The sequence below is a fragment of the Bacillus sp. ISL-75 genome, from assembly GCF_018613095.1.
This window is the reverse complement of sequence record NZ_JAGGQX010000103.1, coordinates 1-9,133: the sequence shown is the minus strand read 5'-3', so window position 1 is coordinate 9,133 and position 9,133 is coordinate 1. Positions and strand designations below refer to the sequence as shown.

10 protein-coding genes are annotated in these 9,133 nt (G+C 39.2%); 8 read left to right on the top strand and 2 right to left on the bottom strand.

Annotated features, from left to right (window positions below; translation table 11 throughout):
• Nucleotides 1–399: 399 nt before the first annotated feature.
• Nucleotides 400–1,383: an LCP family protein gene (locus J7E63_RS29380; RefSeq protein WP_215018909.1), complete on the bottom strand. Its 984-nt coding sequence runs from the start codon at nt 1,381–1,383 to the stop codon at nt 400–402.
• Nucleotides 1,384–1,712: 329 nt separating this feature from the next.
• On the opposite strand from J7E63_RS29380, the gene rfbA reads away from it, so the two are divergent.
• The 8 genes from rfbA (at nt 1,713) to J7E63_RS29340 (ending at nt 8,033) form a co-directional block, all read left to right on the top strand.
• Nucleotides 1,713–2,591 carry a glucose-1-phosphate thymidylyltransferase RfbA gene (gene rfbA / locus J7E63_RS29375; protein WP_215018907.1) on the top strand — a complete coding sequence of 293 codons (879 nt, stop codon included), beginning with the start codon at nt 1,713–1,715 and terminating at the stop codon, nt 2,589–2,591.
• 13 nt (nt 2,592–2,604) lie between these two features.
• Nucleotides 2,605–3,165: a dTDP-4-dehydrorhamnose 3,5-epimerase gene (gene rfbC, locus J7E63_RS29370; RefSeq protein WP_215018905.1), complete on the top strand. Its 561-nt coding sequence runs from the start codon at nt 2,605–2,607 to the stop codon at nt 3,163–3,165.
• 3 nt (nt 3,166–3,168) lie between these two features.
• The gene (rfbD, locus tag J7E63_RS29365) at nt 3,169–4,023 is read left to right on the top strand and encodes a dTDP-4-dehydrorhamnose reductase (protein ID WP_215018903.1); all 855 of its coding nucleotides are present in this window, start codon (nt 3,169–3,171) and stop codon (nt 4,021–4,023) included.
• Nucleotides 4,023–5,051 carry a dTDP-glucose 4,6-dehydratase gene (gene rfbB / locus J7E63_RS29360; RefSeq protein WP_215018901.1) on the top strand — a complete coding sequence of 343 codons (1,029 nt, stop codon included), beginning with the start codon at nt 4,023–4,025 and terminating at the stop codon, nt 5,049–5,051. Before rfbD ends, rfbB begins: the two co-directional genes overlap by 1 nt.
• Before the next feature lie 345 nt (nt 5,052–5,396).
• Complete coding sequence (locus J7E63_RS29355) at nt 5,397–5,531, top strand: BA3454 family stress response protein (RefSeq protein ID WP_098932569.1); 135 nt, start codon at nt 5,397–5,399, stop codon at nt 5,529–5,531.
• Nucleotides 5,532–5,893: 362 nt separating this feature from the next.
• A complete protein-coding gene (locus J7E63_RS29350; protein WP_215018899.1) occupies nt 5,894–6,049 on the top strand; it encodes a hypothetical protein in 156 nt (51 codons plus the stop codon).
• 266 nt (nt 6,050–6,315) lie between these two features.
• Nucleotides 6,316–6,825: a DUF2179 domain-containing protein gene (locus tag J7E63_RS29345; protein WP_215018897.1), complete on the top strand. Its 510-nt coding sequence runs from the start codon at nt 6,316–6,318 to the stop codon at nt 6,823–6,825.
• A gap of 140 nt (nt 6,826–6,965) precedes the next feature.
• The gene (locus J7E63_RS29340) at nt 6,966–8,033 is read left to right on the top strand and encodes a sulfite oxidase (RefSeq protein WP_215018895.1); all 1,068 of its coding nucleotides are present in this window, start codon (nt 6,966–6,968) and stop codon (nt 8,031–8,033) included.
• A 229-nt stretch (nt 8,034–8,262) separates the two neighbouring features.
• Here J7E63_RS29340 and J7E63_RS29335 read toward each other — a convergent pair whose 3' ends face one another.
• On the bottom strand, nt 8,263–9,099 hold the full coding sequence (locus J7E63_RS29335; RefSeq protein WP_308162052.1) for a LysM peptidoglycan-binding domain-containing protein: 837 nt from the start codon (nt 9,097–9,099) through the stop codon (nt 8,263–8,265).
• Between the last annotated feature and the right edge of the window lie 34 nt (nt 9,100–9,133).

Here is a 9,133-nt window from a genome sequence, read left to right as displayed (position 1 = left end):
TGTGTACCGGGACGCCCCTCTCCGTGACTGAACTGCAGAAATTGCGATGGTTGTGGGTAACGTAGAGCCGCTCTACGTGACTGAACTCAAGAAATTCCAACGTTTTAGGTCACGTAGAACCCCTCTACGTGACTGAACTCAAGAAATTCCAACGTCTTGGGTAACGTAGAACCCCTCTACGTGACTGTACTCAATAAATTCCAACGTTTTAGGTCACGTAGAACCCCTCTACGTGACTGGACTCAATAAGCTCCAACGTATGCGGTAACGTAGAGCCACTTATCGTGACTGACTTCTTTGCCAAAGCCTATTTTTAATAGGGCCACCTCCCCACTCCAAAGCGAAAAAAAGCCAAATGATGCTTTATCATCATTTGGCTTAATAGAGTTACTATTCTATTTAAAAGTTCTGAGCTACTAGATCTTTGATTTTGTCCTGATTAATCACTAACTGGTAGTTATTTGCTTTTAAGATATCATCGTACATTCTTTTTCCTTCACCGGGGATTTGGTGGTATTCCAACTGGGTGTTGGGGTCGAAATCTTTCGCTGAAAGTCCAAGGCTTAACATATCTTGTGTAGACATATTGGTCGCAATCACAAAGTCGGGAATGGATTTCACTAAAGAAGGCAAGTTGGTAATATTATTTGGACTTAAGGCTTTCTTTGCAATTCCTTTTAGCGCTTCTTCTTGTAACTTTTGACGACCATATTCGCCACTTGCGAGGGAATAGCGCTCGTGTACAACCTCAGCGACCATTTTTCCATCAAAGGTATGGGTTCCTGCACTAATCACTTTATCCTTGTTTTCACCATACCAAGGATGTGTTAATTTCACATCAAATGGTACGCTCATCTCAATGCCATCGACGGCATCAACCATTGCTTGAAAGCCGCCATAATTGGTTTCGACATAGTAATTGATCGGAGTTCCCGTTAATTCAGCGACTGCTTTGACTGCTGCTTCTACCCCTTTTTGGGCGCCTTTTGTGGCCTGCATAATATATTGAACACTTGTTAGTTTGGTATAGCCGTATCCATCTAAATGAACGCGGGTATCACGTGGAATGCTAATCGCATCATATTGATGTTTTGTTAAATCGACATGGACCAACATCATTGAATCCGAGTGACCCACATTTTGACCTTTCCGTTCATCGGAACCGATCAATAACAGGTTAAAAACGGGTTCTTTTACCTCGACAGATTCACTTGTTGATGTGGTATCGCCTGTTTTTCCTGAACTTACCACAGGCACCGTGGTAAAATGATTTGTCGGCTGTATCCGATAGTATTCATATCCAAGGCCCGCAACAATGAGTAAAATAATCCCCAAAATGCTAAAGCCGGCAATCTTCCATTTGCGTTTATTCTTCTTTTTCATAATTTCCTCCGATGGATTAGCAAAATCAATTCTACTAATTTTACAGTTTTTGAATCATCTATTCAATCATAATTTATGGGAAATCATTGGCATTCTTGTGTCATCCAGTCCATTATTATTAGATTCCCAGTAATCCGGAAACAATCACCAAAACCACCCTAGACATCTGGCTTTTTCAAGCGTTTTTTAAACCAACGAACATGCCTGTTCGCACTCAGCAGTGGAATATTTCGTGAACTACAAAATAAGCATATATACATAAAGGAATGACACCCGATAGGCAGCCCATACCAAAATTCCTTCTATAACGACCCGGAATGGAGGTTACGATGAAAGCTATTATTCTAGCAGGTGGAAGCGGGACACGCTTATATCCGTTAACGATGGTCACCAGTAAACAATTATTACCCATTTATGATAAGCCGATGGTCTATTATCCGCTTTCCACCTTAATGCTTGCAGGGATTCGTGATATTCTGATTATTTCAACTCCAGAGGATACGCCGCGTTTTGAAGCACTTCTTGGGGATGGATCACAGTTTGGAATACATCTAGAATATAAAATCCAGGCGAGCCCAGACGGATTAGCCCAGGCTTTTTTAATTGGGGAAGAGTTTATTGGCGATGATTCTGTCGGGATGATTTTAGGAGACAATATTTTCTACGGCAGTGGGATGCGGAAAATTCTCCAACGTGCGGCCCAAAAGGAGAGTGGGGCAACCATTTTTGGTTACCATGTGCAAAACCCAGAGCGATTTGGTGTCGTGGAATTTAATGAAAATGGAAGGGTATTAAGCGTCGAAGAAAAACCGCAGGTACCAAAATCAAATTATGCGATTACGGGATTGTACTTTTACGATAATCGAATTGTGGAAATTGCCAAAAGTGTCAGACCATCGGCACGAGGTGAGTTAGAGATTACCACTGTAATCGATCGATATTTACGGATGGGAGAACTTGAGGTTGAGCTGCTTGGACGGGGTTTTACATGGATGGATACGGGAACACATCAAAGTTTAGTGGAAGCCACTAATTTTGTAAAAACAATTGAGGATCATCAAGGAATTAAAATCGCTGCACCCGAAGAAATCGCCTATATCAATGGCTGGATTGATATTGATAGATTAATTGAATCAGGTGAGAAATTTTCCAAAACAGGTTATGGCCAATATCTATTAAAAGTAGCCAATGGCAGCATCAAGTATTAAAAGAGGTGATAGGTTGAATGTGATTGAGACTTCCCTGCCAGGGGTAATGATTATCGAGCCAAAGCTAATTGGCGATCATCGCGGTTGGTTTATGGAGACCTATAGTGAGGCAAGGCTTCAGGAAGCTGGAATCGATGTGAAATTTGTTCAAGATAACCAATCATTCTCGGCAGCCAGAGGGACTTTACGGGGATTGCATTATCAATTACATCCAAAAGCGCAAACCAAGCTCGTTCGCTGTACCAAAGGGGCGATATTTGATGTGGCCGTCGATCTTCGTAAAAGAAGCCAAACGTATGGAAAGTGGTTTGGAATCGAGTTATGTGCGGAAAATAAACGTCAATTATTGATTCCTAAGGGGTTTGCACATGGATTTTTGACGTTGACCGAAGATGTAGAAGTTCAATATAAAGTAGACCACTTGTATGCACCTGAATGTGACCGGGGCATCAGCTGGAACGATCCAACGATTGGCATTGAATGGCCAGTTGAGATGACTCCAATACTATCAACAAAAGATGAAATGGCTCCACTCCTGGCAGATGCGGAAAATAATTTTAACTTTGGAGAATAAACGATGAAAATTCTAGTGACGGGTTTTACAGGACAGCTCGGCTATGATGTGGTTCGTGAAGGGGAAATGCGCAGTTTTGAAATGATTGGCGTGGGGTCAAAGGAATTGGACATAACGGATGAAGCTTCTGTTTCCAAGGTTGTAAAAGAAAACAATCCGGATGCGATAATCCATTGTGCTGCCTATACGGCGGTTGATCAAGCAGAGGATGATCAAGAAAATTGCTGGAAGGTGAATGTCGATGGGACCAAGTATTTAGCCTGCGCCGCCAAGGAACTAAGGGCTAAATTTATGTTTATCAGTACAGATTATGTTTTTGATGGATTGGGTGAAGTACCTTTTGACGAAACGAGCGAGCCCAACCCCGTCGGTTATTACGGTCAGACCAAATATGAAGCGGAGAAAATTGTCCAAACGACCTTATCCGATTGGTTCATCGTCCGGATATCTTGGGTTTTTGGACTAAACGGGAATAACTTTGTGAAAACAATGCTGCGATTGTCCGAAACTAAAAATGAATTACATGTGGTGGGAGATCAAGTGGGTTCGCCTACGAATAGCTTGGATTTGTCGCGTTTATTAATTGATATGATTCAAACGGATCGATATGGAATTTATCATGCCACGAATGAGGGATTTTGCAGCTGGGCTGAATTTGCCGAAGAAATTTTTCACAAAGCGGGCAAAATAGTAAAAGTCCATTCGATTAAAACCGAGGAATATCCGACCAGGGCAGTCCGTCCCAAGAACTCGCGATTGTCGAAGCAAAAGCTACTGGACAATGGATTTATTCCATTGCCGTCTTGGCAGGACTCCTTAGAGCAGTACTTAAAAGCGTTAAAGCAAGAGGTGAAGTAATGCAAGGGAAAAAGCTTCTTGTAACAGGTGGAGCCGGATTCATCGGTGGGAACTTTGTTCAATATATGATTAACAAATACCCGCAGTATGATATTTATAATTTAGATGGATTAACCTATGCAGGCGATCTAACCAAGCACCGCGAGATCGAAAAGAAGGAAAACTATCATTTTATGAAAGCCGATATTGCTGATCGCGAAACCATTCTACCGCTTTTTGAAAAAGAAAAGTTTGATTATGTGGTCCATTTTGCCGCAGAAAGCCATGTCGATCGCTCGATTACGGACCCAGAAATATTTGTTCGGACGAATGTGCTAGGGACACAAGTGTTACTTGATGCCGCCAAACAAATAGAAGTCACCAAGTTTGTTCATGTATCAACGGATGAGGTATACGGTGAGTTAGAGCTAGATTCATCGACATTGTTTACCGAAGAGACGCCGTTACAGCCCAATAGTCCATACAGTGCTAGTAAAGCCTCATCCGATTTCTTGGCGAGGTCCTATCACAAAACATTTGGACTGCCAGTCAATATTACACGTTGTTCCAATAACTATGGTCCATTCCATTTTCCAGAGAAATTGATCCCCTTAACAATTTCTCGCCTAGTAAATAATCAGAAGGTACCTGTTTATGGTGACGGAAAGAATATCCGTGATTGGCTGCATGTCCATGATCATTGTGCAGCACTAGACCTTGTTTTGCATGAGGGTGTTACCGGGGAAGTCTATAACATAGGCGGGCATAACGAGCGGACAAATTTAGACGTGGTAAAAACGATTATTACCACGTTAGAAAAATCGGAAGAGTTCATTGAGTTTGTCCCAGACCGTTTAGGTCATGATAAGCGCTATGCCATTGACCCAACAAAGTTAGAGAAGCTAGGGTGGAAACCAACTTACACATTCGAAACGGGAATCTCGCAAACGATTGAATGGTATTTGGATAACAAATGGTGGTGGGAGCAAATTATTAGTGGAGAATACCAGGATTACTTCAAGAAGCAGTATTCCTTAGATCAATCATAGACCCCGCATTCACAATTGTGGATGCGGGGCTTTTTAGTTAATATGTTTCGACATTTTTCTGCATTTTAAGAAGTGTAAAAAAATACATAAGAGATTAGAATCATATAAAGTTTGTTGATTTTATTGACTTTTCCAGTCATTACCGTTTCTAGTGAGTATATTAATTTTTGTTAAGTTGAGAATTTGTCAAATCTTGACCTATTTTTTAGCTTTAATCAATTTCGATTTATTTGTAAAATATAAAAAAGTCAAAAAACATTTTTTAGGCATAACTAAATGAACTTTGATTTATTACAGAAGTGGAATGAACAAAAAGTTAGAATTAAATAAAGGAGATAGAAGAAAATGTACAAGTATACAATCTATGTAACACATAAAGGTAAAGTCTATCAAACCAACGTAATAGCTACCAAAGACCAAACAGAAGAAGAAGTTTATCGTATGGCACAAGAACAAGTTCTGAAACAATGGGCAAATTAGATACGGGATCCTGGGATTAAAAGGATTGAATGGAACTTCCACTTGAAGAATGGATTTTGGATAGCTTCCATTACTTGAAATCGAGCTGCCAATGGCGGCCTTATTTCAGCACTTGCACTTATAACTCGTGCTGGTGGTTTACTAGCATTTTTAGACCGCAAAAAAAGCCTGGCTGCCAATACCAGGCTTTTTGCTTTCTCTCTTACGACCTTGCACTTGAAACAGCGGTCCAGCCACTGTACACTTTTACAGTGCCGACCAACTTGTAGGACCTTGCTTTAAAATAATAGGTTCTTCCGGTTGTCAATCCAGTATTGGTGAAATACAGGGAGGTCGTAGTTTTGACAAGGCTGTATGTTCCGGTGCTGGAAGTCGCTCTATACACTTCATACCCGCTTGCCCCGCTGACGGCAGTCCAGCTTGTTTTGATGCTGGAATATGAAACGGATGCTGCCTTCGGAGAAGATGGGACCGATAGTACTGGCTTTGCGGAAACGACCGGGCTGAATACACCATAAATCTTTGTGTCATTATCAAATGTAAAATGAGTCTTGATTTTATAGTAATACGTTGTGCCGGTATTCTCTTTTTTTATGGGCCCATCTATCCAATCTTAATTCTACAAGGTTTGAGAAAATCTGACAATATATCTTTTTTATTGAAATTTTTGGTAGTAGAAGTTTTAAATATCCTCTTTCCTTTTAAAGGAAGAATAGCACTATTTTATTTAGATTAAAAAAGATAAAATAAAGAGTACTTTAAAAATGACGATAGAGGTGCCAAAGTGAAAGAGATTCTTATGATTTTGCTGTTACAACTGATTTATGTACCTATATACACGCTACGAACAATCTTTTTGGTTAAAAATATAACCGTGTTAGCATCGATATTAGGTATTGCAGAAATGTTAATTTATGTTTTTGGCCTTTCTCTCGTATTTGGTGGAGATCAAAGTTTTGTATCGATGGTTGTTTATGCAGTTGGCTTCGGGTTAGGAATTATCCTTGGGACGAAATTGGAACAAAAAATAGCTATTGGTTATATAAACGTAACGGTTAATACACAAGAAAAAAATAGTAATTTGATAGACACATTACGACAAAATGGCTTCGGCGTTACTTTATATACGGGTGAAGGCCGAGACAGTGAACGTTATCGAATGGAAATATTGACAAAGAGAAATAGAGAAAATGAACTAATTGCAACTGTGGAAATGTTTGAACCTAGTGCGTTTATTATTTCATATGAGCCAAGAAGATTTAAAGGCGGTTTCTTATTGGATCGACTTCGATAGATGAATTGAAACACAACAAACTGTTGTGTTTTTTATTATTTAAAAAAAACAGATTATAATTTAATAAAGGGGAATTTGAATAATAACCCCCCGATTACATATGCATTAAATTGCAAAGCAATTTTTAAGGAGGTATTTACTTGAAAAATTTTGACCAACCCCAGGTAAAACCCTACCTAATTACAAAGACTTTATTCCCTGAAAATCAGGAAACACCTATACATTTTTTAAATGGCGATATTGTGGATGGAAAATTATTTTACAGAAGAAACCATTTTTCCTACCCTCACTTTACATCGTCCTTTTATCTTCTCCCAATTGATGGATTGGTGCATACCCCAAAAATATTCTCTTTACAGGAAATTTACTCATTGCCATCGAAAACTATAAAAGTTGTTTTAGAGTGTGCTGGAGATAAGCGTGAGTTATTTCAACCAAAGGTATTTGGTGAACAATTTGGAAAAGGTGCAATCAGTCAAGGAATTTGGAAAGGTGTTTCTTTAAGGACCTTATTACAGCACACTGGTTTGATTGATACTGCAAAAGAAATTGTTTTTGAAGGCTATGATTATGGAGAAAGACCTGATTCCAACCAAATTGTTAATTTTTCAAGAAGTTTACCCATTAAAAAAGCCCTTGAACCAGATATCCTTATTGCCTATGAATATAATAATCAACCCATCCCCTTCAAGCATGGTTTTCCCCTGAGATTGATTGTTCCTGGATGGTATGCAATGGCTTCTGTAAAATGGATTAAAAAAATTACTGTGATTGACAAGGAATTTAAAGGTCCCTTTCAAGTAGTTGATTACGTTTACTACCCAAACAAAGAAAACGATGAAGGAAAGTTTTCCGTCACTGCGGCCAATGTTAACTCCACCATACAATATCCTTTAGATAGACAATTATTGCATACTGGGATTTATGAAATTAAAGGAATTGCACGGACAGGAGAAGGAAAGATAACAAAAGTAGAAATTAGTTTAGATGGCGGTCAAACTTGGGATCCCTGTCAACTAAATTCTCCATCCGAAAAGTACTCATGGGTTCATTGGAATTATAAATGGGAGGCACTAAAAAAAGGTGAATACACGATAAAATCAAAAGCAACTGATTCTCAAGGGAATGTTCAACCTTCAGAACCATTTTGGAACAGAAAGGGCTATGGTTACAATGCCTTTGATAGTATAAAAGTTAAAGTGGAATAAAGCCAAAACACATTAAAAGTCCAAGATATGATGTTATTTTTTCCTAAATAGAACATGTGAATGTATAAATTCGGGCCACTTTCAGTAACGTGGAAAGGGATTAAATGATTAGTATATTCGATGAACTAACAGGGGCTTTACTAAATAAACAAAAAAACGCCGTGCTAATTACGGTGTTTTTTTGTGTGCGATTAAACATGTTATTTCCCCAACTATTTGGACACGATGTCTAATGCATCGATGCTAAAATTTCTTGCATTTTTTGTGACACAAGAGGGTAAAAATTGTTTTTGGCATTCGTTGTGGAATTTCCACCAAAAAATCCAGTACCAGGACACGTTTTCACTGCATGTCCTTCACCGTGGTCTAACACTCTTTCCCCCGAATTAATATCCCACCAATGATGGTAGGTGATACTATCAACGGAAGGAGTTAACCCGTATTTCAACATAAGCAAGGCAGCGACAGTGACAATCGTTTCCCGTTGTGCCGCAGTCATTTGTTCTGCATCGAAGTTTCCAACATTTTCAATTGCTAACGCATCGGTTTCAATTGCATGCATAGCCGATTTATTTAGTAATCCAAATGAACCTTCTGGAGGTTTGTTAAAGGACCTGCCTACTACCACTGTTCCGTCTGGAAATGTAGTTAATTGTTGACTGATCTCACTCCATTTCATCCCCTGAACATGATATTCCTCCATGCCCTTCATCAAAGCAAAATGATTGGACCCATTGAATTGTTGATAAGACGGCTGATACGTGTGATGTTGTTGGATTTTGCCAACTTGTCTAGTGAATTTTTGATTAAATATCCAATCTTTAAATTCCTCCCGATTCATCCGTATAAACTTTCCATCCATGGTCAGCTTTTTAGGAGGAATTTTTAGTTTTTGTCCAACATAAATCGCATCGGATGTAAGTCCATTCGTTGTTGCGATTAAAGAGACTGTAGAATTAAACGATTGTGAGAGCTTCCAGAGCGTATCCCCTGAAACCACTTGATACATGATAGGGACCCTTAATTTTTGGCCAACTAATAGTAAATCCGATTGTAATCCGTTGATTAGTTTTAGGTCTGTTGGTATGTCAACACTAAAT